Origin of the sequence: Mesorhizobium sp. CO1-1-11, from assembly GCF_020164995.1 — a bacterium.
Classification (GTDB): domain Bacteria; phylum Pseudomonadota; class Alphaproteobacteria; order Rhizobiales; family Rhizobiaceae; genus Mesorhizobium; species Mesorhizobium australicum.
In genome coordinates, this window is the sequence record NZ_JAIUHE010000013.1 from 139,119 (window position 1) to 165,107 (window position 25,989).

At 63.4% G+C, this 25,989-nt stretch carries 27 protein-coding genes; 14 read left to right on the top strand and 13 right to left on the bottom strand.

Annotated elements, in window-relative coordinates; translation table 11 throughout:
• Window positions 1-75 precede the first annotated feature (75 nt).
• Window positions 76-786 (top strand): gamma-glutamylcyclotransferase, encoded by a 711-nt coding sequence (locus tag LB554_RS17270; protein ID WP_015316147.1) that lies wholly within the window; start codon window positions 76-78, stop codon window positions 784-786.
• A gap of 7 nt (window positions 787-793) precedes the next feature.
• Here LB554_RS17270 and LB554_RS17275 read toward each other — a convergent pair whose 3' ends face one another.
• From LB554_RS17275 to LB554_RS17290, 4 genes are all read right to left on the bottom strand, one after another.
• Entirely contained in the window at window positions 794-1,612 is an 819-nt protein-coding gene (locus LB554_RS17275) for an extensin family protein (protein ID WP_224585803.1), read from the bottom strand.
• Between the two features lie 146 nt (window positions 1,613-1,758).
• Complete coding sequence (locus LB554_RS17280) at window positions 1,759-2,010, bottom strand: hypothetical protein (protein ID WP_224585805.1); 252 nt, start codon at window positions 2,008-2,010, stop codon at window positions 1,759-1,761.
• 174 nt (window positions 2,011-2,184) lie between these two features.
• Window positions 2,185-3,312: an extensin family protein gene (locus tag LB554_RS29620; RefSeq protein ID WP_411962634.1), complete on the bottom strand. Its 1,128-nt coding sequence runs from the start codon at window positions 3,310-3,312 to the stop codon at window positions 2,185-2,187.
• A 116-nt stretch (window positions 3,313-3,428) separates the two neighbouring features.
• Window positions 3,429-3,854, bottom strand: coding sequence for a DUF3775 domain-containing protein (locus LB554_RS17290; protein WP_140664934.1), 426 nt, complete (start codon window positions 3,852-3,854; stop codon window positions 3,429-3,431).
• A gap of 141 nt (window positions 3,855-3,995) precedes the next feature.
• Between LB554_RS17290 and LB554_RS17295 the strand changes: the two genes are divergently transcribed.
• Window positions 3,996-4,535, top strand: coding sequence for a tetratricopeptide repeat protein (locus LB554_RS17295; RefSeq protein WP_224585809.1), 540 nt, complete (start codon window positions 3,996-3,998; stop codon window positions 4,533-4,535).
• A 269-nt stretch (window positions 4,536-4,804) separates the two neighbouring features.
• Window positions 4,805-5,278, top strand: a complete 474-nt coding sequence (gene greA, locus LB554_RS17300; protein WP_015316152.1) for a transcription elongation factor GreA — start codon at window positions 4,805-4,807, stop codon at window positions 5,276-5,278.
• Between the two features lie 118 nt (window positions 5,279-5,396).
• Here greA and waaC read toward each other — a convergent pair whose 3' ends face one another.
• From waaC to rfaD, 3 genes are read right to left on the bottom strand one after another with little or no spacing between them, the layout of a single operon-like run.
• Window positions 5,397-6,377: a lipopolysaccharide heptosyltransferase I gene (waaC, locus tag LB554_RS17305; protein ID WP_224585810.1), complete on the bottom strand. Its 981-nt coding sequence runs from the start codon at window positions 6,375-6,377 to the stop codon at window positions 5,397-5,399.
• Window positions 6,374-7,381 carry a lipopolysaccharide heptosyltransferase II gene (waaF, locus tag LB554_RS17310; RefSeq protein WP_224585812.1) on the bottom strand — a complete coding sequence of 336 codons (1,008 nt, stop codon included), beginning with the start codon at window positions 7,379-7,381 and terminating at the stop codon, window positions 6,374-6,376. The genes waaC and waaF overlap by 4 nt, the downstream gene beginning before the upstream one ends.
• Complete coding sequence (gene rfaD / locus LB554_RS17315) at window positions 7,354-8,304, bottom strand: ADP-glyceromanno-heptose 6-epimerase (protein WP_224585814.1); 951 nt, start codon at window positions 8,302-8,304, stop codon at window positions 7,354-7,356. The genes waaF and rfaD overlap by 28 nt, the downstream gene beginning before the upstream one ends.
• Window positions 8,305-8,447: 143 nt before the next feature.
• On the opposite strand from rfaD, the gene LB554_RS17320 reads away from it, so the two are divergent.
• From LB554_RS17320 to gmhB, 5 genes are all read left to right on the top strand, one after another.
• Window positions 8,448-8,684, top strand: coding sequence for a type II toxin-antitoxin system Phd/YefM family antitoxin (locus tag LB554_RS17320; RefSeq protein WP_224585816.1), 237 nt, complete (start codon window positions 8,448-8,450; stop codon window positions 8,682-8,684).
• 447 nt (window positions 8,685-9,131) lie between these two features.
• Window positions 9,132-9,764, top strand: coding sequence for a LysE family translocator (locus LB554_RS17330; RefSeq protein WP_224585818.1), 633 nt, complete (start codon window positions 9,132-9,134; stop codon window positions 9,762-9,764).
• Between the two features lie 136 nt (window positions 9,765-9,900).
• Window positions 9,901-11,394 (top strand): D-glycero-beta-D-manno-heptose-7-phosphate kinase, encoded by a 1,494-nt coding sequence (gene rfaE1 / locus LB554_RS17335; RefSeq protein ID WP_224585820.1) that lies wholly within the window; start codon window positions 9,901-9,903, stop codon window positions 11,392-11,394.
• A gap of 8 nt (window positions 11,395-11,402) precedes the next feature.
• Entirely contained in the window at window positions 11,403-11,975 is a 573-nt protein-coding gene (locus LB554_RS17340) for an SIS domain-containing protein (RefSeq protein ID WP_224585822.1), read from the top strand.
• Complete coding sequence (gene gmhB, locus LB554_RS17345) at window positions 11,968-12,606, top strand: D-glycero-beta-D-manno-heptose 1,7-bisphosphate 7-phosphatase (RefSeq protein WP_015316161.1); 639 nt, start codon at window positions 11,968-11,970, stop codon at window positions 12,604-12,606. The genes LB554_RS17340 and gmhB overlap by 8 nt, the downstream gene beginning before the upstream one ends.
• Window positions 12,607-12,609: 3 nt before the next feature.
• Here gmhB and LB554_RS17350 read toward each other — a convergent pair whose 3' ends face one another.
• Together LB554_RS17350 and LB554_RS17355 are read right to left on the bottom strand one after the other, a co-directional pair.
• Window positions 12,610-13,404 (bottom strand): glycosyltransferase family 2 protein, encoded by a 795-nt coding sequence (locus LB554_RS17350; RefSeq protein WP_015316162.1) that lies wholly within the window; start codon window positions 13,402-13,404, stop codon window positions 12,610-12,612.
• A 239-nt stretch (window positions 13,405-13,643) separates the two neighbouring features.
• A complete protein-coding gene (locus tag LB554_RS17355) occupies window positions 13,644-14,123 on the bottom strand; it encodes an Lrp/AsnC family transcriptional regulator (RefSeq protein WP_023770207.1) in 480 nt (159 codons plus the stop codon).
• Between the two features lie 264 nt (window positions 14,124-14,387).
• On the opposite strand from LB554_RS17355, the gene trxB reads away from it, so the two are divergent.
• Together trxB and LB554_RS17365 are read left to right on the top strand one after the other, a co-directional pair.
• Complete coding sequence (trxB, locus tag LB554_RS17360; RefSeq protein WP_224585824.1) at window positions 14,388-15,362, top strand: thioredoxin-disulfide reductase; 975 nt, start codon at window positions 14,388-14,390, stop codon at window positions 15,360-15,362.
• Window positions 15,363-15,451: 89 nt separating this feature from the next.
• Complete coding sequence (locus LB554_RS17365; RefSeq protein WP_023770205.1) at window positions 15,452-16,348, top strand: LysR family transcriptional regulator; 897 nt, start codon at window positions 15,452-15,454, stop codon at window positions 16,346-16,348.
• Window positions 16,349-16,354: 6 nt separating this feature from the next.
• Here the strand turns inward: LB554_RS17365 and LB554_RS17370 are convergent, their stop codons facing one another.
• From LB554_RS17370 to LB554_RS17380, 3 genes are all read right to left on the bottom strand, one after another.
• Window positions 16,355-16,852 (bottom strand): methyltransferase family protein, encoded by a 498-nt coding sequence (locus tag LB554_RS17370; protein ID WP_140664957.1) that lies wholly within the window; start codon window positions 16,850-16,852, stop codon window positions 16,355-16,357.
• 742 nt (window positions 16,853-17,594) lie between these two features.
• Entirely contained in the window at window positions 17,595-19,646 is a 2,052-nt protein-coding gene (locus tag LB554_RS17375; RefSeq protein ID WP_015316167.1) for an elongation factor G, read from the bottom strand.
• A 190-nt stretch (window positions 19,647-19,836) separates the two neighbouring features.
• The gene (locus LB554_RS17380) at window positions 19,837-21,366 is read right to left on the bottom strand and encodes a putative bifunctional diguanylate cyclase/phosphodiesterase (protein WP_224585826.1); all 1,530 of its coding nucleotides are present in this window, start codon (window positions 21,364-21,366) and stop codon (window positions 19,837-19,839) included.
• Between the two features lie 234 nt (window positions 21,367-21,600).
• Between LB554_RS17380 and LB554_RS17385 the strand changes: the two genes are divergently transcribed.
• On the top strand, window positions 21,601-21,996 hold the full coding sequence (locus LB554_RS17385) for a cupin domain-containing protein (RefSeq protein ID WP_140617749.1): 396 nt from the start codon (window positions 21,601-21,603) through the stop codon (window positions 21,994-21,996).
• Between the two features lie 70 nt (window positions 21,997-22,066).
• Here the strand turns inward: LB554_RS17385 and LB554_RS17390 are convergent, their stop codons facing one another.
• Window positions 22,067-23,269: a pyridoxal phosphate-dependent aminotransferase gene (locus LB554_RS17390; protein WP_224529284.1), complete on the bottom strand. Its 1,203-nt coding sequence runs from the start codon at window positions 23,267-23,269 to the stop codon at window positions 22,067-22,069.
• 216 nt (window positions 23,270-23,485) lie between these two features.
• On the opposite strand from LB554_RS17390, the gene LB554_RS17395 reads away from it, so the two are divergent.
• The 3 genes from LB554_RS17395 to LB554_RS17405 all read left to right on the top strand — a co-directional run bounded on the left by LB554_RS17395 (window position 23,486) and on the right by LB554_RS17405 (window position 25,925).
• Window positions 23,486-24,382, top strand: a complete 897-nt coding sequence (locus LB554_RS17395) for an EAL domain-containing protein (RefSeq protein ID WP_224585828.1) — start codon at window positions 23,486-23,488, stop codon at window positions 24,380-24,382.
• On the top strand, window positions 24,379-25,233 hold the full coding sequence (locus LB554_RS17400; protein WP_224585830.1) for an EAL domain-containing protein: 855 nt from the start codon (window positions 24,379-24,381) through the stop codon (window positions 25,231-25,233). Before LB554_RS17395 ends, LB554_RS17400 begins: the two co-directional genes overlap by 4 nt.
• Before the next feature lie 83 nt (window positions 25,234-25,316).
• A complete protein-coding gene (locus tag LB554_RS17405; protein ID WP_224585832.1) occupies window positions 25,317-25,925 on the top strand; it encodes a glutathione S-transferase family protein in 609 nt (202 codons plus the stop codon).
• Window positions 25,926-25,989 lie beyond the last annotated feature (64 nt).

Here is a 25,989-nt window from a genome sequence, read left to right on the forward strand (position 1 = left end):
CGGTTCCCTGGAAATCAATGGCCAGAGATGAGCAGACGGTTTATCGTCAGCCATCATTTTTTCGTGGGGGCGGGAATGAAACGGAAGCCGACGGGCCCGAGAACGATGGCGTTGACCGCGGATCTTGTCGCCCGGGTCGAGCGCGTCGAACTGGATCCCGGGCCTGAGCCTGGAACGGCCGAGCACACCAACGCGGAGTTCGATGAGTTGGTCGCTCGACTGCTCGCCGAATATCGGCCCGAAATGCTATGGGTCTTCGCCTATGGTTCGTTGATCTGGAATCCCGAATTCGTTCCTGTCGAGCAACGCCCGGCGACGGCGCCTGGATGGCACCGTTCGTTCTGCCTGAAGCTGACGCGTTGGCGGGGGACGCGCGAATTGCCTGCCCTGATGCTGGCGCTGGACCGCGGCGGCAGCTGCAACGGGATCGTCTACCGGCTGCCCGATGAAGATCATTTCGGGCAGCTCGGCCAGCTGATGCGCCGGGAAATCGATGCCAACCCACCAACCAACGTGCCCTGCTGGATCAAGGTCAAGACCAAGGAGGGTCCGCTGCGCGCTCTGGCTTTCGTCGCCGCGCCGGGTGGCAAGGCCTATGCCGGACGGTTGCCGTTGGAGCAGGTTGCGGACACGCTGGCGCGAGCCGCCGGACACTGGGGGTCGTCGGCGCAGTATCTGTTCCGGACCGTCAGCAAGCTGGAAGAAAGCGGTATTCGCGACAAGAATCTCTGGCGCATCCAGGATCTCGTGGCTCGGCAAATTATCGCGTCCACCGGTGACGCATGATCTTTTCCTACCGGCAGGCGCGGTAACCGTTCCTGCGGTTCTTGATGTCGAAATGGAAATGGTTGCGGTGGTCGTAATTGTAGCCGGGGCCGAGCACGGTGGTGAAATACTGGCAGCCGTCGGCGCGCACATTGTTGAGGAAGCCGCGGGTGCGGAAGGCGAACAGGCCGGGTTTGCGCACGTCGATGTCGTCGCCATTGTTGAGTTCGATGCTCATGACATCGAGCGCGTTGCCCTTGCCGTGCTCCGACAGCACGCCTTCGCCGGCAATGTTGCGGCAGGAGTAGCTTGAGCCCTGGTGGATGGTCCTGACGCCGGAGAAATAGCGCCAGCGGGCGGAGGGAACGAGTTCGTTCTTGGTCCAGGCGGCGAAGGTGGCGGCCATGTCGCAGGTCAGGGTCGCTGCGGGTTTCATCTGGATGCTGCCGATAGCCGTGACCTTGACCGGATAGTCGATGCCGCACTGGCCTTCATGGATCGGCGCCAGATCGGTGTAGGCGACATCGAGGCGCTTCAGCTGCTGGCGGCAATCGGTTTCGCTGGCTGGAATCTGCTCCACCGGCGACATCGGCTCGTCCATGCGCGGATAGGCGGCGGTCAGATAGGGATTTGAGGGTACGAGCTTCTGCATGCCAGCATATTGCGGCACGGCTGCAGTCTGGGAGCCGACGTCGACAGCCGGCTGCAGTGACAGCACGCTGCCAGTGTTGCAGGCGGAAACGGCGACGAGGGCAAGGCCAGCGGCCACCATCGCTGTACATTTTGCCATCACTGCGCATTTTGATTGGCGCGCGACCGTCTCGGCGGCGCGAAATAGCTCGGCCATGGGCGGAATTCCTATCCCTGATCGGTGGGATTTTAACGATCAAGGGTAAAGGAAAGCTCAGCGTCGGCGCTCACGCCTGCGGCCGAATTGCGGCTAACTCTGTGTAGCACAACGCAAGCGCCGAGTTGCTGAGGTTTGACCCAAGATTATCCGACGCAGATGTCTATCAGGTTGCCATTGTACATGCGCCAGCACAAATCCTTTCCCTTGAAGTGGCGATGCTGGATCTGCTGGTACAGGGGCATGGGCTTCGCCGGCTTTGCAGATTTCTCATGCCTGGGTTGAATTTTCTCATGCCTGTGCTGATCTACGCATTTTTTGAAATGCGCCGAGGCTGAAGTTATGCCTGGTGCAAATAGCACAGCCATAGACAGGAAAATGAACGCCGCATATTTCATGCTATTTCCCTTCGAGGCCTGTTCACGCGGCAAATGGAATGACCGGCTCCGAGGAGCCTGCATAGCGAATATAGTTAGATCAACTTGCAGCTCTTGAACAGGCATGGAACGGCCAAGAGTTCGATAATTCAAGGCATCGAACTCGAGCCACATTGCGGCTTGCGATCGGCGATTTTATTGGCAGAACGTTCCGCCATGCCGGCGCGGCTCGAGATCGAGATGGAAATGCAAGGAATGGTCCGGGTCGGCGCCTGGGCCGAGCACGGTCTTGAAAGGTCCGCAGGCGGCCTTGCGTACGGCGTCGAGGAATTTGCCGTCTTTTTCCGGCGGCGCCGGCCCGACCTCGATCGTCCTGCCATCGGACAGCGTAAAGCTGGCAATGTCGAGCGCGTTGCCGAAAGCATGTTCCGACAGTTTGCGTGTGCCATTGCGCGGCCGGCAGACGAAGGCCGACGCCTGGCCGATCGATTTCAGGTCGGCGCCGAATTCGGCTTTAGCCGCCGGCTGGATGACGTCGGCGGCAAAACGCGCCGCCGCCTCGGCCATCGGGCAGTTGAGCTCGGTGCCCGGAGCAATCGCGATCGATTTGCCAAGCGACTTCAGCACGACGGGGTAGGGGATCGAGCAGCCGATTTCGGGGTTGCTTTCGGCCTTGTGCTCCTCGAATTCGACCCCGAGTGTCTTCAGGCGCTCGCGGCAGGCGACTTCCTCAGCCGGCATCTTGTCGGCGGGAAGATCGGCCGAGCGTGGATCGGGCAGCATCTTCTCCTCGCCACCTGCTTCCGCCGGCTTTGGCGTTGGCTGCGGGGCGACGGCCGGCGGTTGAGGTTCGGGCGTCGTGGTGGCGGGCTTTGGCGTCGGCGTCGGCGCCACGGCAGGCGGCTCCGGCTCGCTTTCGGTTTCGGCTGGTGGTTCCGGTGGTTTCGGGCTTTTCTGATGGGACTCTTCGTCGCTGGGTAGATCGGGGTCCTTGGGCGGGTTGGGCGCCGCGCCGCTCTTTGGATTTTCAGCGTTCTGGTCTTGCGACTTTGGGGTGTCCACTTTCTGAGTGTCCACCGGGCGTGGCTCGGGCACCGGAACATCGGCGGACGGCCGAGCATCCTGCGTTGCCGGCGGTGCCGGATTGGGCGCGAGATGCTGCCTGGCTCGCGCTCTCGACTGCCGCTTGCCTCGCGGTTTCAGCGGCTGATCGGCCCGCTGTGTCAGCGGCTGCTCCACGCGCGGGCTCAGTGGCCTATGGTGTTTGTGACGATGTCTGGCGTGGGCCGGCATGACCAGCAGAGCCGTGACGGCCAAGGCCAATGCAATCCTGTACCCTCGGGAAAAGCTCAGCTTTGCCATCATCCACAAAACGGCACCGGTCGGCTGAAGTTGCCTGGACAGGCGCTTAGACCCGATCACAATCGGTTACCTCCGCGTTACGCGCCGATCGCTTCCAGTCCCTCTTCCAGCCAGTCGGCGAGCAACGGCATGCCGAGCAGGTATTTTGCCGTGCGCTTGTTGGCGCGCTCGCGTGCCGCGGTTACGGCGTCGGCCCATTCCGAGGCGTCGTAGTCGCCGCGGCCGACCCAGGCCAGCGCGATCAGCTCGGCGGCCTCATCGATATTGAGGTCGTTGATCAGCTCGCGCAGCTCTTCCTCGGTGAGATTCTCCGAGCTTTCCTCGGCAAGGCCGTCATGGTGGTGGTTGTCATGCGTGTCGCCGTCGAACTCGACCTCGTGTTCGGCGCCGTCGGCATAGTCCTCGTTAACGCCCGCGCTCAGCGCCTTGGCCTTGAGAATGAACAGCCGTACGGTATCGGGGCCGATCGTGAGATCCCAGTCCTTTTCGAGCCGTCGCTGCACGGGCCCTCTCCGTCAGTCGTTTGCCGGATGATACCGGATTTGCGGCATCCGTCACCTAATGTTCTCCAGGCGATCTTTTCCGGGATGAAACGCGGACCGCTCGGCGTTAGTGTTGCATTGTCACACCCTCAGGAGGTTTCCATGCATAAAAGAGTGCTGATCCAGGCGGCGAGCGCGCTTATCGCTCTGCAGTTCCTTGCCGTTCCGGCGTTCGCCGCCGGCAGCAGTGGTGGTGGTAGCGACCAGACTGTCACCCAGTGCAAGAAAGGCGAGGTCTGGGACAAGAAGAAGCAGAAATGCGTACCGCCGAAGGAAGGCATGCTGGACGACGACAGCATCTACGATGCAGGCCATGCGCTGGCGATGGCCGGCCGCTATGACGAGGCGATCTCGGTTCTCGTTCTTGCCGCCAACAAGCAGGATCCGCGCATCCTCAACTATCTCGGCTATTCGCACCGCCATTCCGGCCGCGTCACCGTCGGCCTCGGCTATTACGAGGAAGCGCTGCGCATCGATCCCGATTACACGCTGGTGCGCGAATATCTCGGCGAGGCGCATCTGCAGATCGGCGATCTGGCCGGCGCCCAGCAGCAGCTGATGGAAATCGAAAAGCGCACCGGCAAGGGTTCGCGCGAATACGGCATGCTGTCCGAGCAGATCGACCATTTCATGAGGAGCTGATCGGGCCCTCCTGATGTCTCAAAGCGGCTGCGAGCGATCGCGGCCGTTTTTGTTCGGCTCCGTCCCACGGCCGCCCCTGCTACAAAAGAAGGGATGATTTTTACAAAACCGATTTTTGGGCGTGAAAAGCCCGCAAAGATTGCTATATTCAAGGAAATTGCGGTGAAACGGTTCCGTTAGCCCGAGGCTGCCGGACCGTTTTCTTTTTGTACCCCAACGACAAGGCTTCCCCCGAAATGCGGGGGCGGCAGCAGGAAAGGTCAGGCACTATGAACAAGGTCCCGATGACAGGCGAGGGGTTCGCGTCATTGAAGGAAGAACTGCGTTGGCGCCAGCAGGAAGAGCGGCCTCGCATCATCGAGGCGATCTCCGAGGCGCGCTCGCATGGCGACCTGTCCGAAAATGCCGAATACCATGCCGCCAAAGAGGCGCAGAGCCTCAATGAAGGCCGCATCAACGAGCTCGAGGATTATATCGCGCGCGCCGAAGTGATCGACGTGACCAAGCTTAGCGGCGAAAAGGTCAAGTTCGGCGCCACCGTGGTGCTGGTCGACGAGGACACCGAGGAGAAGAAGACCTACCAGATCGTCGGCGACCAGGAAGCCGACGTGAAATCCGGCCGCATCTCGATCTCCTCGCCCATCGCGCGCGCGCTCATCGGCAAGGAAGTCGGCGACGCCATCGAGGTGAATGCGCCGGGCGGCGCCAGGGGTTACGAGATCGTCCAGGTGCAGTTCATCTGAGGGCGTCGGCTGGGCGCAGCTCCGCGCTGACAGGTGCTATTCGCGCGAGGTTGGCGCCGCCCCTGCCGGCAGGCAGATGAGGGGCAGCGCCAACCCTGCCAATCGTTCGATCGAAAATTCAGTCTTTCCCGGTAGTTGTCCGCCTAAGCTCTAAAAGTCGTTCAGCCTCCGCCATCACGTCCGAGGGCGTCACGCGTCTGCCACCAGGCGCCAGCAACGTCGACGCATACGGCCCGCGCGGTCCGGTCAAATCCGGCTCCGTCGCCAGGAACACGGCGACCGTCGGCAGGCCGAAGGCGCTGGCGAGATGGGTCAGCCCGGTATCGGCGCCGATGACCAGCGTCGAGCGGCCGAGGATGGCGGCGATGGCGTCCAGCGGCGACTTTGGCATCACGACCGTGGCTGGCACGGCCTTGGCGATCGCTTCGGCCACCACCTTCTCCCGTTCGTTCGACCAGGTTGTGACCGGAATCATGCCGCGCTCGACCAGCAGGCGGGCGGTTCCGATCCAGTCCTCGACCGGCCATTTCTTGTCCTCGCGGCTGGTGCCGTGCAGCAGGAACGCGGTCCTGCCGTCGACGCCGGCGATCATGCCCGCTGGCGCCACGATGCCCGAGTCGAGCGTCAAAAGGTCCGGCCGATAGCCGAGCGCCAGCCCGAACAGCCGCCGTGTCCGCTCGATGGCGTGCAGGTCGCGCGGCACCGCATAGGTGATATCATAGAACAGCGTCGCCGAGGGCTCGCGCACGCTCGACCGGTCGAAGCCGGCGATCGGCGCGCGCGCCTGGCGTGCCACCAGGGCCGACTTCAGCAGGCCTTGCGCATCGATGACGAGGTCGTAGCGGCATTTGCGCAAGGTTCGGCGCAAGGCCGCCGCCTCGCGCCAGGTGTTCGTGTCGAAGAGGTTCTTTCGCCAGCGCCTTATCGCCACCGTGTGGATGGTGCCGATCGCCGGATGCAGCGCGAGGATGCCGGCAAACGCCTCCTCCACGCACCAGTCGAAAGCGATATCGGGCCGTGCGCGGCAGGCATCCTGAAGTGCCGGAAAAGTGTGGATGACATCGCCCATCGACGAAGTCTTGACGATCAGTACCTTCATGCCGCAGCCGGCACTTCCAGCAGGCGGTCCGCTGCCGCGGCGACCTGCGCGACTTCCAATGTCTTCAGACAGTTGAGATGACCGAGCGGACAGATTTTCCGGTGGCAGGGCGAGCAGGACAGGCCGAGCCAGACCAGTTCGCGACGCTCCGCCAGCGGCGGCGTGTTTTCAGGCGAGGTCGAGCCATAGACGGCCACGATGGATGTACCGACGGCGGCCGCGACATGCATCAGCCCGCTGTCGTTGGAGACCGCGAGCCTTGCCGCCGCTATCAGGTCGATGGCGTCCTCCAGCCGCGTCTGGCCGGCGAGGTCGACGACGCCGGGCGCAAGGGCTGCGATCTCCGCCGTCACGTCGCGGTCGTTCTTCGAACCAAACAGGGCGACCTCCAGGCCCTTGGCCATGAATTCGCGGGCAAGGCCGGCATAGCTCTCGCTTGGCCAGCGCTTGGCCGGGCCGAACTCGGCCCCGGGCATCAGGGCTACGAATTTCCGCGGCGCGAGGCCGAAACGATCGAGCAGGGTGGCCTGGTTTTTCACGTCCACGGTCAGCCGGGGGGCGCGGAAACTGCCACCCTGGGCGAGGCCGAAATAGGACTGCGCGGTGCGTCGTTTCACGGCATCGGGCAGCGGCACGATGTCGGTCAGCAGGCCGTAGCGCATTTCGCGCAGATGGCCGAAACGGCGCGGGATGCGGGCAAAGAACGGGATCAGCGCCGACTTCCAGCTGCCCGGCAGGACATAGGCCATGTCGTAGCGGCCGCGCAGCAGACGGCCGAAACGGCGGCGATGGCTGAATTCCAGCGCGCCCGGCTTCAGCGGAAAGTCGATCTGCTGTCGGATTTCGGGCATGCGCTTGACCAGAGGTGCCGCCCAGGCGGGCGCCAGCACATCGATCGCGGCATCGGGATGGAGTTCCTTCAGCGCCGAGAACAGGCACTGCGCCATCACCATATCGCCCACCCAGCGTGGACCGATCACGAGGATCGTTGGGCTTTCAGCCATTCGACATAGTCTCTGACGCCGGTTTCTACAGTGCGGAATTGCCCGTTATAGCCGGCCGCGCGCAAGCGGGACATATCAGCCTGGGTAAAACTCTGGTAGCTGCCCTTGAGGTGGTCGGGGAAGGGGATGAACTCGATCTCGCCCTTGCCCAGCGTGTCGATGACCGTTTCGGCGATCGCACGGAACGGCTGCGCGCGGCCGGTGCCGCAGTTGAAGATGCCGCTGGCACCGCGCTTCCACAGCCACAAATTGACGTCGGCGACATCGCCGACATGGATGAAGTCGCGGCTCTGTTCGCCCGGCCCGAAGCCATCGTAAGCGCCGAACAGCTTTGGATTCTCGCCGCGCTCGACCTGGTTGAACAGATGGAAGGCGACCGAGGCCATAGCCCCCTTATGCGCCTCGCGCGGGCCATAGACATTGAAGTAGCGCAAGCCGGCGACCTGGGAATGATCGCTGTCGAACACCGTGCGCCTGACATAATCGTCGAAGAGTTTCTTGGAATAGGCATAGACGTTGAGCGGCCGCTCCAGCGCCGGCTCCTCGCGAAATTCGGCGCCGCCGCCATAGACCGAAGCGGAGGAGGCGTAGAGGAAGGGCACGCGCAGCGCCTGGCAGGCATGCAGCAGGCGTTTCGAATAGGCGTAATTCACCTCCATCATGAACTTGCCGTTCCACTCGGTGGTGGTCGAGCAGGCCCCCTGATGGAAGACGGCCTCGACACGGCCAAGCAAGCCGGCCTCCATGCCGGCCAGGAAATCATCCTTGTCGAGATAGTCGGCTATCGTCAAATCGGCCAGGTTGGCGATCTTGTGGCCGTCGGTGAGGTCGTCGACGACCAGGATGTCGTCATGGCCTTCCGCATTGAGCGCGGCGACGATGTTGGAGCCGATCATGCCGGCGCCGCCCGTGACGATGATCATGAAGGCCTCTGGTTGCGTGCGATTCCGGTCCTTATAAGGGAGGCTGGCCGGGCTGTCGACAAAGCAGGCGGTCGCTCGGGGCTCGCCCGCTCAGGCTTGTCTGTTTTGTCCATTTTGTCTATTATGGGCAAACGGAGTTTCCAATGAAACACTATCCATCCACTGATCTGAAACAGAATCTCGGCGATGTGCTCGCGGCTGCCAGCCAGCAGCCGGTCTCCATCACTCGCCACAACAAACCGAGATACGTCCTGATGAGCATCGAGGCCTACGAAGCGCGCTTCGGCAACGATAGCTGTCGCGTCTACGCGGCCGAGGATGCACCGCTGCAACATGTCGAGATGCTGGAGGAGTACGCCGCGGAATTGGACCGTGATTAAACCAGTGGCCGCGGACGTCTGGCGATATCCATATCTGTGGCATCGCCAAGATGGAGACGGCGAGACCGAAGGCCGCAAGGCGAGGCCTGTCGCCTTCGTCGCCGTTCTTCCCGGAAAAGCCGGAGGCACGAACCTTTTCATCCTTGCAATCACTTCCACCCAGCCGGGCCGTGATCGCGTCGCGGTTGGCGTTCCGGAAATTGAACGCGCCGCGCCGGCCTTGACCCTATCCCGCTTTGGATCATAGTCGACGAGTACAACCACGATATTCTGGAATCGTCGGCTTATTTTGAACCGGGTGCGCGTATCGGCGCATTCAGTCCGTCATTCCACAAAAAAGTCATGTCGGCTTTCATGGCAACTGTTCGCGCAGGCCAATCCAAAGCCATCCCACGGGCTGACTGAAAGGCCTGCAATCGGGCAGGGCAGGATCATGAGGGACAAGAAATGCCGCCGACCGAACTGCTGATCGCGTTTTTCGCCACCACGGCGATCTTCGCCTACATTCCGGGCCCCGCCATGCTTTATGCCGCCGCGCAGACGATGGCGCGGGGGCGCTGGTCGGGGCTGACGGCGGCACTCGGCATTCATCTCGGCGGCTATGTCCATGTCTTTGCCGCCGCGGCCGGCTTGTCAGTGCTGTTCCACGCCGTGCCGCCGCTCTACATGGCCGTCAAGCTGGTCGGCGCGCTGTACCTGATCTGGTTGGGTATCTCGCTGTTTCGCAAGCGCGTGGAGGGCGACGTGGCGCTGCCGGCAATCACCCGCAAATCGGCCCGCCGGGCGTTTTTCGAGAGCATCACGGTCGAGGTGCTCAATCCCAAGACCGCGATCTTCTTCATGGCGTTCCTGCCGCAGTTCATCGATGCCTCGGCGGGGTTGCCGGTCTGGATGCAATTCGTGGTGCTGGGCACCATCGTCAACCTGATGTTCTCGTCGGCAGATGTCGTGTGCGTGTTCCTGGCCGGCCTCGTGATTGGCCGGCTGCGGCGTTCGAGCCGTGCGCAGCGGCTGATGCAGAAGGCCGGCGGCGCGGTGCTGGTCGGGCTGGGCGTCCACGTCGCCTTGCAGAAGGCCTGACCTGTCCGGGTTTGCCTCCGCCCCGGCGTTGCGCTGGTGCCCAATTGCGGTATATCGGCAGGCATGACCGGCCGGCCTCGCAAATCTGGTGTTTCGACTTATCCGAGATCGGCGTTTCCCGCGCGTGGCAGATGACATGATCAAGCACAATCCACCTTCACCCGAGCCCCTGCACCGCGCCATTGCGCGCTTCGGCGACGTCGCCGTGCTGGTGGTCGGCGATATCATCCTCGACCGCTTCGTCAATGGCGTCATCGAGCGGATCTCGCCGGAAGCGCCGATCCCGGTGCTGCATGGGCGTGGCGAAAGCTCGGCCATGGGCGGCGCCGGCAACGTCGTGGCCAACATCGTCTCGCTTGGCGCGCGCGCCATTCCGGTCTCGGTGATCGGCACCGATCCCGCCGGTGACAGTCTGGTGCGGATGCTGGGCGAGCTTGGCGCCGAGACAGTGGGCCTTTCACAGCAGCGCGGCCGCATGACCTCGTCAAAGAGCCGCTTCAGCGCGCTCAACCAGCAGGTGCTGCGTTTCGACGAGGAAGAGATCAAGCCGCTCGGCGAAGCGGAACGGGCGGAACTGATCCGCCGTTTCCGGAACGCATTGCAGCAGGCCGACATCGTTATCCTGTCCGACTACGGCAAGGGCATATTGCTGGACGGCGTCGCCGCCGAATTGATCGCCATCTGCCGCGAGGCGGGCAAGCCGGTGCTGGTCGACCCGAAGGGCCGCGACTACGCGCGCTACGCCGGTGCGACCGCCGTCACCCCCAACCGCAAGGAGCTTGGCGAGGCCGTCGGCCATGCGGTGTTCGCCGATGACGAGATCGTTGCGGCGGCACGGGAACTGATTGCGGCGCATGGCTTCGACTTCGTCGTCGCCACGCGCAGCGAGAAGGGCATGAGCGTGGTCGGTCCCGACGAGGCGAGCCACATCGCCACCCAGGCACGTGAGGTGTTCGATGTCTCGGGCGCTGGCGATACGGTGATCGCGAGCTTCGCGCTGGCGCTTGCCGCCGGTGCCGATCCTGTCGCCGCTGCCTCCATCGCCAACGCCGCCGGCGGCGTCGTGGTCGGAAAACGCGGCACCGCCCGGCTGAGCGTCGAGGAACTCACCGGCGCGCTGTTCCGCTCGCACGGACCGACCGCGCACAAGGACGCTATCCTGGACGCCACTTCTGCCGCGCGCATGGTGGCGGGATGGAAGGCGGAGGGCCTGAGCGTCGGCTTCACCAATGGCTGCTTCGATATCCTGCATGCCGGCCATGTCAGCCTGCTGCACGCAGCGCGCAGCCAGTGCGACCGGCTGGTGCTCGGGCTCAACAGCGATGCCTCGGTGCGGCGGCTGAAAGGGCCGGGCCGCCCGGTCAACGACCAGCATGACCGCGCCTGCGTGCTTGCCGCGCTCGCTTCGGTCGATGCCGTCATTGTCTTCGATGAGGATACGCCGCTGGCTCTGATCGAGGCGCTTCTGCCCGACATACTGGTCAAGGGCGCGGACTACACGATCGACACCGTGGTCGGCGCCGATGTGGTGCAAAAGGCGGGCGGGCGCGTCGTGCTGGTCGATCTCGTCGCCGGCAAGAGCACCACTGGCACCATCGGCAAACTGCGCGCCGGCGGCGCCACCAACTGAGGGAATTCATGTCCGAATTGAACGACTATCTGGTCCGCTCGGCGGCCGCCATCACTGCCACGGTCGAGCGAGATCTGACCGGCGAGATGGACCGTGCGGTGAATGCTGTCGTGGCGGCGCTTTCCCAGGGAAAGGCCCTGCTGGTCTGCGGCAATGGCGGCTCGGCCAGCGACGCCATCCATATCGCCACCGAACTGGTCGGCCGCTTCCTGAAGGAACGCAAGGCCTACAATGTGATCGCGCTGCCGGCCAACGCCGGGATGCTGACCGCCTGGGGCAATGATTACGGCTTCGACACGGTGTTTTCGCGCCAGGTCGAAGCGCATGGCGTCGCAGGCGGCGTGCTTTTGGCGATCTCGACCAGCGGCAATTCGCCGAGCATTCTCGCCGCGGCCGAACAGGCGCGCATGATGGACATGACGGTGATCAGCCTGACCGGCGATACCGGCGGCAAGCTCAAGCCGCTCACCGACATCCTGCTCAACGTCCCCTCGACCTCGACGCCGATCATCCAGCAGGGCCATCTGTGCCTCTATCACTATCTGTGCGAGGTGGTCGAAGCGCGCCTGTCGAATGGCTGACGAGACAGCGCCGTTTCCGCTGGCCGAGCCGGGCCTGTGGGTCCAGCGGATCGGCGGGCGGGTTTTCCCCGCGCGCTCGCCGGCTCTGTTCCTCGACCGGGACGGAACCATCAATGTCGACACCGACTATCCCAGCGACCCGGACGAGATAGAACTCAGGCCGCAGATGCTGCCGGCGATCGCCGCCGCCAACCGGATCGGCATTCCGGTGGTCGTGGTCACCAATCAGTCCGGCATCGCGCGGGGCTATTTCGACTGGGGCGTCTTTGCCGCGGTAAACGACCGCGTGCTCCATTTGCTGGACAGGCAGGGCGCGTTCGTCGACATGGTGCTGGCCTGCGCCTATCACGAGGCGGGCGTCGGGCCGCTCGCCATAACGGACCATCCGATGCGCAAGCCCAATCCGGGCATGCTGATCGAGGCGGGCAGGCGCCTTGATCTTGACCTCCAGCGCTCCCTGATGGTCGGCGACAAGCTGGCCGACATGCAGGCGGCCCAACGCGCAGGGCTGGCACAGGGCTGGCTGGTCGACGGTGAGGCGGCGCTTCAGCCTGGCTTCGCCATCAGGCGCTTGCATGACGACCACGATCTCGGCGGCCTGCTCGCCGCCATCGACGCGCTCGGATCGTAGGGCCTACGCCTGGTCGTTTTGCTGCGAGGCTTCGTAGAGCTTGGCTTCGGTGGCGAAGGAATAAATCATCACCGACATCGAGTAGACGAAGCCGTGCCGGCCGCACAGGAAGTAGCGCTTGGCCAGGTAGAATTTGAGGAAGTTGCCGAACGGCGACAGCACCAGCCGCACCAGGCCGGGCTTCTTGCCTCTCTCGACCAGCGTCACCGCCTTGAGGCTGGAATAGGTGTTGGCTCGGGCAAGATCCTCCTCGACCGATATTTCACGGCGATGCAGCAAGAGACCCTCTTCGATCGTGTCGGTCTCGCCCGGCACGTGAACGGATTCATGCACCCGCGCCGTTAGATCCATGCTGGCGCCTTCCCTGCGGAAAAGCCTGAGCAGCCTGTTGTGCAGCACCCAGCGATGGGCATAACCGTAGCCCTTCAGCCAGTCGCGGCGGCGCATGTACCATCCGCTGGCCTTGCCGCCGGCCGCCTGGGTGATGGCCACGATCGACTGCCGCAATCGGTCGTCGACGCGCTCGTCCGGGTCGATCGAAAGGCACCAAGGCTGGTTGGCGTGGTCGAGCGCGAATTGCCGCTGGCGGGGGAAGCCCGGCCAGTCATTGTGCAGCAGCGTTATCGGATAGCCCCTGGCGATATAGCTTTCAACGCATTCGACGGTGCCGTCCGTCGAGCCGGAATCGACGATGATGATCTCGGCACAGAAATCGATGCTTTCCAGGCACGGGCCGATCATATCGGCCTCGTTCACGCAGATGATCAGCGCCGAGACCGGGCTTGCAAAACGGGTCATGGTCCCCTTCCCATGGCGGATTCTTCCCGGAATATACGCTGCTGGCGCCATCTGTTCTCAAGCAATTCCGGGCGGAAAACCGTTACACATGCTGGAATGCTCGGGAAACCAATGAAGCGTCAGTCGAGCGGCGAATCCGGCAGAGCCGTCCAGCCTTGTACATCAGCGTCTTTCGAATACCAACGCGGCACCGGTATGGCGAATGTCGGGAATTTGCCCATCGCAGGCGTTCGCCTGGCTCAGGAGCGCTCGAACGACACCAGGCCCTCATCCTTGACGCGGCGGATGGTGAGCGCGGTGCGCACCGTGTCGACGTTCGGCGTCGAGGTCAGTTCCTCGATGACGAAGGTCTGGAAGGCGCCGAGGTCGCTCGCCACGCAATGCAGGAGAAAGTCGGATTCGCCCGATACCATCCAGGCATCGCGCACGATCGGCCAGCCGCGCGTACGCTCGGCGAAGATGCGCAGTTCGGCATCGGCCTGGTGATGCAGCCCGACCAGGCAGAAGGCAACGACATCGAGGCCCAGCGCCGGGGCGTTGAGCAGCGCGCGGTAGCCGCGGATGATGCCGGCTTCTTCCAGCCGCTTGACCCGGCGCAGGCAGGGCGGTGCCGAAATGCCGACGCGGTTCGAGAGCTCGACATTGGTCATGCGCCCGTCCGACTGAAGCTCGCGCAGGATCTTCCAGTCGATGGCGTCAAGATCGGCCTTGAGGGGCATCAGGGTTCTCGATGATCAGTGTGGCGCAAGAATCTTTCGCTATTTTGTAATTAAACGACTTTTGCGTCGAAGCCAGCCCTCGTCGACGCGATTGTGGACAGGTACCGAAAGCGGCCATCGCGTGAATACCCATAATAGGCCGAAGCTTTCCGGGGACGACGGTCCGTTCGTCTTGCTGGCGTGGTTGGCAGCCCTTACATTAAGCGCGATATTCCACGTCTTTTTCCAAGGCACACTCGCTGTCCGCCCCCGCAGAGGCTCCAAATGACCACCAAGCACGCGCCCGTTCTCATCATCGGTTCCGGTCCGGCCGGCTATACGGCGGCGGTCTATGCCGCGCGCGCCATGCTGAAGCCTATGCTGGTCGCCGGTCTGCAGCAGGGCGGCCAATTGATGATCACCACGGATGTCGAGAACTACCCCGGCTTCGCCGATCCGATCCAGGGGCCGTGGCTGATGGAGCAGATGCTCAAGCAGGCCGAGCATGTCGGCACCGACATCATCAACGACATTATCACCGAGGTTGACCTCAACGTGCGGCCGTTCCGCGCCAAGGGCGATTCCGGCACGACCTACACGGCCGATGCGCTGATCATCGCCACCGGCGCGCAAGCCAAGTGGCTGGGCATTCCGACCGAGCAGGACTTCATGGGCTTCGGCGTTTCCGCCTGCGCCACCTGCGACGGCTTCTTCTATCGCGGCAAGGATGTCGCGGTGGTCGGCGGCGGCAATTCGGCGGTGGAGGAGGCGCTCTATCTGTCCAACCTCGCCAAGAGCGTCACCGTCATCCACAGGCGCTCGGATTTCCGTGCCGAACGCATCCTGCGCGAACGGTTGTTGAAAAAGGACAATGTCCGCGTCATCTGGGACACGATCGTCGATGAGATCACCGGCCGCCCCGGCAAGGCACCGCTGCCGCCTTCGGTCGAAGGGCTGAAGCTCAGGCATGCTTTGACCGGTGCCGAGAGCCACCTCAAGATCGACGGCGTCTTCGTGGCCATCGGCCATGCGCCCGCGGTCGAGCTGTTCGCGGGCAAGCTGAAGCAGAAGCCGAACGGCTATCTGTGGACAGCGCCGGATTCGACGCGCACCGACGTGCCCGGCGTGTTCGCCGCCGGCGACGTGGCCGACGATATCTATCGGCAGGCCGTGACGGCGGCGGGGCTGGGCTGCATGGCCGCGCTCGAAGCGGAAAAGTATCTGGCCGGCATCGAGGTGCATCGCGAAGCAGCGGAATAGGGGCCGCCGCAGACTGTATAAAACGGCTTAGAAATGCCGTGTAAAAGCCTGATTTTTCATTCAGACGCCAACCGGAACGAGGGGAAATCATGGCGTTGGACTGGGACAAGCTACGCGTGTTTCACGCCGCGGCGGAAGCGGGGTCGTTCACGCATGCGGCCGAGACGCTGCATCTGTCGCAATCGGCGATCTCGAGGCAGGTCAGCGCGCTCGAACATGATGTCGGCGTGCCGCTGTTCAACCGCCATGCGCGGGGCCTGGTGTTGACCGAACAGGGCGAGATGCTGTTCCGCACGGCGCATGACGTGCTGATGAAGCTCGAGACCATCAAGTCGCGGCTGACCGAGACCAAGGACCGGCCGTCCGGCGTGCTCAGGGTAACGACGACCGTTGGCCTCGGCGCCGGCTGGCTGACCGAGCGGGTGCAGGAGTTCATCGAACTCTATCCCGAAATCAGCCTGCAGCTGATCCTCGCCAACGAGGAACTCGACCTCACCATGCGCCAGGCGGATTGCGCCATCCGGCTGCGCCAGCCGCAACAGCCGGACCTGATCCAGCGCCGCCTGTTCACCGTGCATTTCCACCTTTACGCAGCCCCCTCCTATGTCGCAAAGCACGGCAAGCCGAGCTCGGTCGCGGAGCTGAGAACCCATCGCATCGTCACCTTCGGCCTGCCCGTGCCGTCGCATCTGTCGGAGTTGAACTGGCTGGAGACGGTCGGCGATTTCGAGAGCGGCCAGCGCGTGCCGTCGCTGCAGATCAACGACATCCTGTCGATCAAGCGCGCCGTGCAGGGCGGCGCCGGCATCGCCATGCTGCCGGACTATGTGATCAGCAAGGATTCCGGCCTGGTGCAGCTGCTGCCGGAGACCGAGGTGCCGTCCTTCGACACCTATTTCGCCTACCCCGACGCGATGAAGAACCAGGCCAAGCTGCACGTGTTTCGCGACTTCATCATCGCCAAGGCCAGAAGCTGGTCGTTCTAGACTAGCTTATCCTTTCCAAGGCGTAATCCGCGGCAGCCAGCCCGGTACGTTGCGGCGGTAGGCCTCGTATTCGGCGCCATAGCGGCCGGCGAGCGTCGGCTCCTCGTAGAGCTTGACGAAGGTGACCATGGCAGCCGCCGCGATTGCCGCGTAGGCAGCGATCGACCAGCTCGAGAACAGCAGCGCCTGGCCCAGAATGATCGACAGCACGGCGACATACATGGGATTGCGGACGTGGCGGTAGATGCCGCCGATCACCAGCCTTTCGGTCGGTGCGACGGGGGCGGGCGTGCCCAGCCCCTCCAGCGCGAAGCGGACGAAGGCATGCAGCAGCACCGCAGCCGCGGCAATGACGAGCATGCCGCCGGTGAGCGCAAACAAGGGCAGGGGCGACCATGGCAGGCCCCAGCGATCGCTAAGCAGCCAGGGAACCAGCCCGGCGACAACGCCGGGAGCCGCAATCAGGAAAATGCCGCTGCCGACGAGCGCCGAAAACCTGCGCAATGGTCGATCCTCGCTTGACTGCCTTGGAATTGAACCGCCGCTGCCTCATTCCACATCATCAGTGTTTTTTGACATTCGGGAGCAAAATCGGTCGGGATCGGCGTTTTCGAGACGGCAATGACCCGAAATCGCGCCTCATTTTCACGATTCTGCTGGTCCTATTGGCTTCTGGAATGGGTTGGACCACAGCCTGTGCCTTTTTGCATGTGTGTGTTGCAAAATAGATGCTTGTTTCTTGGGCATGAAGAGCACATATATAGATCATCTCCTGGACGCGTTCTCCTCCCATTAGCGTCCTCGAGTGTTCCCCTCTGGAGGTTAGCCTTAACAGGCACTTCCAATCAAACTCAGCCGGATCTTCGTTGATCCGGCTTTTTTGTTGCCTGCATGCCACTGGGATGGCTGAAAAATTCACCGGAATTGCCGCGTAACAGTGTCATGTAACCTCTGGTAACATGACAAGGACACCCTCCATCTGCTAAGTGGATGATAGGACGCGGTGTGGTTCGGACGGGAGATGGGGGCATCACTCGTACGGCCCGGGCTCAGGCGGCTACCGCGTCCGAACCTTTTGCGCCGAAGCGCGACGACCTCGACATGCGGCGGACCTGCCGTTTTTCCTCCCGAGAAAACGGTCCGCAAACAAAACGACGTCCGGCCCCCCGGGCGTCGTTTTTGGTTTTCGCCCCCTCGATCGTTCGAGGGGGGCTCCACATGATTCGAAATCGGGCACCAGGCGAAATCAGGCAGCCTTGCCGTTGGCGTTCATCGCTTCGTCGGCGAGACGACCAGTCAGCTCGGCCATGTGATCGAAAACGGCGCGGTAGCTGGCAACGCCTGAGGTGGCCGAGCGCAGCTCGATAATCAGATCGCCGATCTCGGCCTGCGGCATCGTCGCCTCGACGACGTCCCATCCCGGCCAGTCGGGCCGCGCGTCATAGCCGAGGATCTGGCCGCGCCGCTGCGGGATCAGCGCGATGATCTTCGATGTCGCGTCCGACGGCGTGACGATCTCTACCTTCATCACCGGTTCCAGAAGCACCGGCGAGCAGGCGGCCATGCCTTCCTTCATGGCGAGCTTGGCCGCCATCTGGAAGGCCATGTCGGAGGAATCGACCGCATGGTACGAGCCGTCCGACAGGTTGACCGCGACATCGACCACGGGGAAGCCGAGCGGGCCGGATTTCAGGTAGTCACGTATGCCTGTCTCGACCGACTGGATGTAGGTCTTGGGCACGACGCCGCCGGTGATGGTGTCGGTGAACTGGAAGCCGGAGCCGCGCGGCAGCGGCTTGATCTCGATGACGACATCGCCGAACTGGCCATGGCCGCCCGACTGTTTCTTGTGGCGGCCGCGCTGCTGCACCGGCTTTCGGATCGTCTCGCGATAGGGCACCGCCGGCGCATGGCCTTCCACCGGTATCTGGTTCTTGCCCTCCAACCGCTCGCGCACGACGCGCAGATGCATCTCGCCATGCCCTGACAGCACGGTCTCGGCCGAATCCTGGTTGTGGCGCAGGCTGAGCGAGGGATCCTCCTCTGCCAGGCGCTGGATGGCGGCCGACATCTTGACCTCGTCCTTGCGCTCCCTGGGGCGCAGCGCGAAGGCGAAGACCGGCTGCGGCGGCTCGACATCGAAGAGCTGTTTGGCACCGCCCTTGGCCGAGGTGAGCGTCTGGCCGGTCTTGACCGCGTCCAGTTTGCCGAGCGCCACGGTGTCGCCGGTCCTGGCGGCGGTCAGCTTGACCTGATCCTTGCCCAGCATCCGGTAGATTCCGGAAACCTTGGCGGTGTCGCCGCCGGGCAGCCACAGTTCCGAGCCGTCGGCGACCTGGCCGGACAGGATGCGAGACACCGACAGCTTGCCGCCATGCGGCGTGTGGATGGTCTTCATCACCTGGACCACCGTCGCATTGCCGTCCGGGGCGCCGAGCCGCTTGCGGGTCGCCTCGATGTCGGGCGCATCGTGGCGGATCGTCTTCAAGAGGCGCAGCACGCCATTGCCTTTCTCGGCGGTGCCGATCAGCACCGGCGTCACCGCGCCTTCGCGCAGATCGGCGGCGAGATCGTCGAAGATCGCGTCCTTCGGCGGCTCTATCTCTTCCAGCAGCTGCTCCATCAACTCATCGTCGTGATCGGCCAGCGTCTCCAGCATCGAGAAGCGCGCCTCCAGTTCGCGCGCCTTGTCGTCGCCCGGTATCTCGGCCACCTCGCTTTCGGCATATTCGCGGTAGATGTAGGCGCGCTCCAGCGCCAGATCGATCGAGCCGATCACGACGCCGTCCTTGCGCAGCGGGATCTGGCGCAGAAGCAGCGGCGCCGCGCTTGTCGGCTGCAGCATCTTCAGCGTATCGCGCACGCCCGCGATCGCCTTGTCGACCTTGTTGAGGAACAGGATGCGCGGCACGCCGAGATCGTCGAGCTTGCGCATGATGAGCTGCAAGGCGGGGATTTTCTTTTCGTCGGCCTCGGCCACGACCACCGCGACGTCGCAGGCGGCCAGCACCGGTTCGGCCTCGAAGGAGAACTCGATCGATCCGGGGCAGTCGATGAAGGTGAACTGCTCGCCCATGAACTCGGTGGTGGCGATCGACGCCTCGACGCTCATGGCGTGGGCGCGGGCCTCGGGCGAATGATCTGAAACGGTATTGCCCGAGGAAACCGGGTTCTGGCGGGGAATGGCGCCGGTACGGGCCAATATGGCTTCGAGAAGTGTCGTCTTACCGCTTGCGAAGGGACCGACTATGGCAATGCATTTCGGTCCCGTGCGTCGTCCTCCGGCGCGAGTACCCATGACTGACCTCCACTCAGGCGTTTCCTGGGGACCGACTGGCATTCATGGTTCAGGCCAGGGTCAATCGGTCCTGAGCGGCGGCCGGCCTGTTCGACCGTCGCGGGCGGTCTGTTTCGACCTGCCCGCGATTATCGTCCCACTTGTTTGCCGGCAGGGCAAGAAAAATAGGGAGCAGGCACGGCCGGTCGTCTCAGGCGCTGAGCGCGAGCGGTTCGGCCGAGCGCCCGTCAAGCAGCGCGAGCTTGCCGCGAGGCACCGGCCTGCCGAAGAAATAACCTTGGAAGCGATTGCACCCGGCCGCCTTGGCGAGAGCGAATTCTTCTGCCGTCTCCACGCCTTCCGCCACTATGGTGACCTCCTGGATGCGCGCGATCTGCGCCAGCGCCGAGACGAATATCTGTGCCACCTGATCGTGAGCGAGGGCGCGGATGTAGGAGCGATCGATCTTGATGATATCGACGGGCAAGGTCTTCAGATAGTTGAAGCCGCAATGGCCGGTGCCGAAATCGTCGAGGGCGATGTGAAAGCCGAGGCCACGCAATGCCTCGAGGCGCCGCAGGATCTCGGGCGTGGCGGCGGTCGCCACCGTCTCGGTGATCTCGATGATGAACTGTGATGCCGACCGGCCAGTGTCCTTCAGCACGCGGTCGCACATGGTCACGATCTCGTCACGCTTGAGCTGCTCGCCGGAGACGTTGATGGAAATGCGGCGGCCGGCGAACTGGCCGATGTCGGCACAAGCCCGCTTGAACACCCATTCGCCGAGCATGTCGATCAACGTCGATCGCTCGGCGATCGCAATGAACTCGGCCGGCGCGATCAGCCCGCGAACCGGGTGGCGCCAGCGGATCAGCCCCTCGAACGCCTCGGTGGAACCGTCCGGGCCGACGATCGGCTGATAATGCAGTTCGAGTTCGCCCAGATAGACCGCGGCGCGCAATTCCCGTTCGACCAGCCGCCGGTAGCGCTTGTCGGACAGCATCTCCTCGTCGAAGACGGTGACGCGGCCACGGCCCGCCGCCTTGCTTTCATAAAGCGCCAGATCGGCAACCAGCATCAATTCCGTCGTGTTCGAGGCATGGGCCGGCGCCAGGGCGACGCCGATCGAGATGGAGAGCGGAATGGTCTTGCCTTCATGCGATTTGCCGGCGCGCATGGCATCCAGCAATCGTCTGACATCCTTGTTGATGGCCGTCAGGTCGCCATGCGGAATGATGACACCGAATTCGTCGCCGCCGAGGCGCCCCACCATGGCGCCTGCAAAGATGCGCTCCGCGGTCTTGACCAGATGCGCCAAGGTGAGGTCGCCGAACTGGTGTCCGAACGTGTCGTTCAACTGCTTGAAATGGTCGAGGTCGATCAAGAGCAAGGCTGCCTCGCGCCTGTCGCGCCTGGTGCCCAGGCCTTCGCGCAGCGCTTCGAGGAAATAACGTCTCGTCATGGCGCCCGTCATCGCATCCCTGGTGAGGAAATGATGTTTCTCGGCCTCCGCTGCGGCGGCCGACTGGAGACGATGGACGACGCTGCTGCGCATGTACATCAATGCCAGCAAGGCCAGGCTCGTGGCCAGGATCGAGATGGCGAAGGCACCGCCGGCGGACAGGTCTTGCGAGACGTCGAAAGCGCCAAGCACCGCCGCGCCGGTGCTGATCACGAGCAGCGACTGGATACCGCGATAGATCCGGCCGCTATGGTCCTTGATCGTCGCCAGTATGCTCATCCGCCAGCCCCCGCAATGCAGGCCAACGGCTAGTGCGCAGCCGTTAAGAAGACATTGAATTCCCGGGCATTTCGCTTGGCGGTCCCGTGCCGGCAAGTGTCATGGTTAAGAAATCAGGCCTTCGTCCAAGCGAGGTGACAAGGGCGGTTGCATCAGAGCCGATCCAGACCGAGAATGCGGCTCACTTCGCGGGCCGGCATCTCACCGGCAACCACCAGTTCCAGGGAACAGACGATGAAGATCATTGCTTGCGGCAGCGTGCCGACCGTTATAGCGCCGGAAAAATATTTCACCGGCCGGGTTCTGCAGACGCCAATCATCGAGAAGGAGCCGCCAGCGCGGCTCAGGGCCACGCTGGTCAGTTTCGAGCCCGGCGCGCGCACCCACTGGCACACGCATCCGCTTGGCCAGACGCTTTATGTCACCGCAGGCGCCGGCCTGGTCCAGACATGGGACGGGCCGATCCAGGAAATCAGGGCCGGTGACGTCATCTCCTTCGCGCCTGGCGAGAAGCATTGGCATGGCGCGGCGCCGAAATCGGCAATGACGCACATCGCCATGCAGGAGGCGCTCGACGGCGTCCATGCCGACTGGCTGGAAGAGGTGACCGCGGCGCAATATGGCGGCTGATTGCTGTATCCACAAACCCGGCGGTAACGCCTGACAGCGGTGACGCCGGGTTTGTTTCGGATCGACCAGATCAGGTCAGCGATGCCGTGAAGCGCTGGATGCGCGTGCAGGCTTCCTCCAGCAGCGTCTCCGAGGTGGCGTAGGAGATGCGGAAGTTGGGGCCAAGGCCGAAGGCCGAGCCGAACACCACCGCGACGCCCTCGGCCTCGAGCAGTTCCGAGCAGAAGGCCTCGTCGCTGTCGATCATCTTGCCGGCCTTGGTCTTCTTCCCGATCAGCTGGGCGCAGGACGGATAGACATAGAAGGCGCCTTCCGGCGACGGGCAGGTGATGCCGCGCGCCTGGTTGAGCATCGAGACGACGAGGTCCCGCCTGCCTTGAAAGATCGCCTTGTTCTTGGCGATGAAATCCTGCGGGCCATTCAACGCCTCGACCGAAGCCCATTGCGCGATGGTGCAGGCGCCGGAGGTCTGCTGGCCCTGGATCATGTCCATCGCCTTGATCAACTGGACGGGACCGGCGGCGTAGCCGATGCGCCAGCCGGTCATGGCATAGGCTTTCGAGACGCCGTTCATGGTCAGCGTGCGCTCGTAAAGCTTGGGCTCGACCTCGGCGATGGTCTTGAAGACGAAGTCGCCATAGGTCAGGTGTTCGTACATGTCGTCGGTCAGCGTCCAGACCTGCGGGTGCTTCAGCAGCACGTCGGCGAGCGCCCGCAGTTCGGCCTCGCTATAGGCCGCGCCCGACGGGTTCGACGGCGAGTTCATCAGCAGCCATTTGGTCTTCGGCGTGATTGCCTTTTCCAGCACCGCCGGCGTCAGCTTGAAGCCATTGTCGATCGAGGTGTCGGCAAACACCGACGTGCCGCCGCAGATCGCCACCATTTCGGGATAGCTGACCCAGTAGGGGCGGGGGATGATGACCTCGTCGCCGGGGTTCAGCGTCGCCATGAAGGCGTTGAACAGGATCTGCTTGCCGCCGGTGCCGACGATGGTCTGCTCGGGCTTGTAGTCGAGATTGTTCTCGCGCTTGAATTTTTTCGCGATCGCCTCGCGCAGCGGCACGATGCCCGAAACCGGCGGGTATTTGGTCTCGCCACGGCGAATGGCCTCGATCGCCGCATTCTTGATGTTGTCGGGCGTGTCGAAATCGGGCTCGCCGGCGCCAAGGCCAATGATGTCCCGGCCGGCATTTTTCAGCTCGCGCGCTTTCTGCGTCACCGCGATGGTGGCGGAAGGCTTAACGCGGGAAAGGGTGTCGGCAAGAAAGGCCATGACCTTTTGTCTCTCCAAAGGATCGGCGCGGCCAGGAGCGGCCGCGGCGCTTCTCATGTCGCAACATTCCCGTCAGCGCAAGCCTTGTCGGCTGGGCCAGGTGGGGCAGCGCGGTCAATGAGGCGTGATCGGCAAAAGAAAGTTCATTAACGGGCGGTAGAGGCTTGCATGGCAGGATCGCGGTTCAATTCCGCCAGGTCGCGGAGCGAGGAACCTTTGTCGCGCAGCATCGGACTTGCCCATATCACCCGTCATGATGACGGCACCTCGAGTGGTGTCTGGGGCATTTATACGCTGCAAAGCGCTTTTCAGCCGATCTTTGCCTTCAACGAGGGCAAGCTTTCGGTTGCCGCCTTCGAAGGGCTGATCCGTCCGTTTCGCGACGGCGAGCCGCAATCGCCGATGAGCTTTTTTTCGACCTGTCCGGCGGCCGACCGTCTGCATGTCGAGGCGCTGACCAGGACGCTGCATCTGCTCAATGCCGGCGCCTGCCTGCCGCGAGAGGCGTCGATCTTCATCAATTTCGACCCGTCGGTGTTCACCGAGCGCGCTGTCGCCGACAGTGCCTTGCGTGACATGCGGCTGGTGCTGCACGAAGCCGGCATCGATCCGGGCCGCGTCGTTTGCGAGGTGACGGAGCAGAGATCGGCATCGCAGGAAACCCTGCACGGCTTCGTCGCCGCGCTCAGGGCCAACGGCTTCCGGATTGCCGTCGACGACTATGGCGCCGACGATTCCGACATCACCCGCGTCAAGGAATTGCGCCCCGACATCGTCAAGTTCGATGCGCACTGGATCACGCAACTGATGGAATCGGGCGCCGGTTTCGCGCTGCTGACATCCATGGTGAGGAGCTTCGAGGACCAGGGCATCCGCACCGTGTTCGAAGGTATCGAGGAAGGCTGGCAACTGGAGCTGGCGGAACGATCGGGCGCCTCGATGGTCCAGGGCTATGTGCTGGCCCGCCCAGAACTGGCGCCGACGAGTTTCCGCGCTTTCGGCCAGGGCAGTCCCGAGCCGGTTCCTCCCCTGAGCCATGCGTCCGCTCCCGCCACCGTCGCGCCGCGCGCCGGGAGGCCCGCAAAAGCTTTCGGGCGCAAGGTGGCGCCATGAGCGTCGAGCGGCGGCGCACCGTCGGCGATGCGATCTTCGTCGACGAGATCGGCATCGAATGTGGCATCCATGGCGACTTCCGCCTGCGCAGCGCCTACCAGCCGATCTACGCCCCGCGCGGCGGCAGCTTGCATCCCGTGGCCGTCGAGGGCCTGATCGAACCGCACCGCGCCGGCCGGCCGGTGTCGCCGCGGGTGTTCTTCGACAGCGTCGCGGCTCCGGAGCGGCTGTACGTCGAAACAATGTGCCGGGTGCTGCATCTGAGGAATTTCCACAATATCGGGGTCGACGGGCTCGACCTGTTCTTCAATTACAATCCCCTGGTCAACGACCATGCTGGACGGGCGCTGGCCGAGATCCGGCTGATGAGCCGGCACCTCGACGAACTTGGCCTGGCTCCGGCAATGCTCGTGTGTGAAATCACCGAGCAGGCGGCGGACTATGCGCTGCTGGCCAGACTGGTGCGTGAAATGCGGCGCGACGGCATCCGCATCGCCATTGACGATTTCGGCACCGGCCACTCGACCGTGGAGCGGGTGAGCCTGCTTCAGCCCGACATCGTCAAGATCGATGGCGGCTGGTTCGCGGAATTCTGCCGCCACGCCGCCGCGGAACGCTTCTTCCGCCCGCTGGTGTCCAGCCTCCACGATCGCGGTGCCAAGGTGCTGGTCGAGGGCATCGAGCAGCCCACCCATTTGCGTGTCGCGCTCGAAGGCGGGGTCGATTTGCTGCAGGGCTTTCTTCTCGGGCGTCCGGCGCTGGCCGGCACCATCTTCAACGAAGAGCCGCTTGCCGTCGATGCGCTGCTGGGCTTCGACAACAAGGTCGTGCCATTGCATAAGCGGCGCTGATGGTCGCGCCAAAACAAATCATTGGTTGAGGATGGCGCCGCTGCGATAATCCGCTCGCAGAAGCAGCGCTCCGGGGAACCATGATGATACTTTACAGCATGATCGATAGCGGCAATTGCTACAAGCCGCGTTTGCTGATGGCCAAGCTCGGCCTGGCCTTCACCACCGTCGAGGTGAGTTCGCATACCGGCGATACGCGCAAGGCCGATTTCGTCGCCAAGAACCCGAACGCCATGGTGCCACTGCTGGAACTGGACGACGGCCGGCGGCTGGCAGAATCCAACGCCATCCTGCTCTATCTCGCCGAAGGCACACGCTTGCTGCCCGCGGACAAATATGAGCGCGGGCTCGCTTATCAGTGGCTGTTCTTCGAACAATACAGCCACGAGCCCTATATCGCCGTGCGCAAGGCGCTGCTGACCTTTCCGGAACGCGCAGCGGATGCCACGCCGGAGCGGCTGGCGGCGACGCTGGAGCGCGGCAACAAGGCGCTCGGCGTCATGAACACATATCTCGAAAACAACGCCTTCTTCGCCGGCCGCACATTCAGCATCGCCGACATCGCGCTCTATGCCTATACCCACACGGCGGAGCAGGGCGGCTTCCAGCTCGACGCCTATCCGGCGGTGGTCGCCTGGCTCGGCCGCGTGGAGGCGGACCCGGGGCATGTGCCGATCGAGTGGGTGGGGTAGGCGACGCAGGTGATTGGCGAAAGCGGCAACACAGCGTGATCTCTGAACCCCAGACAAATAAAAA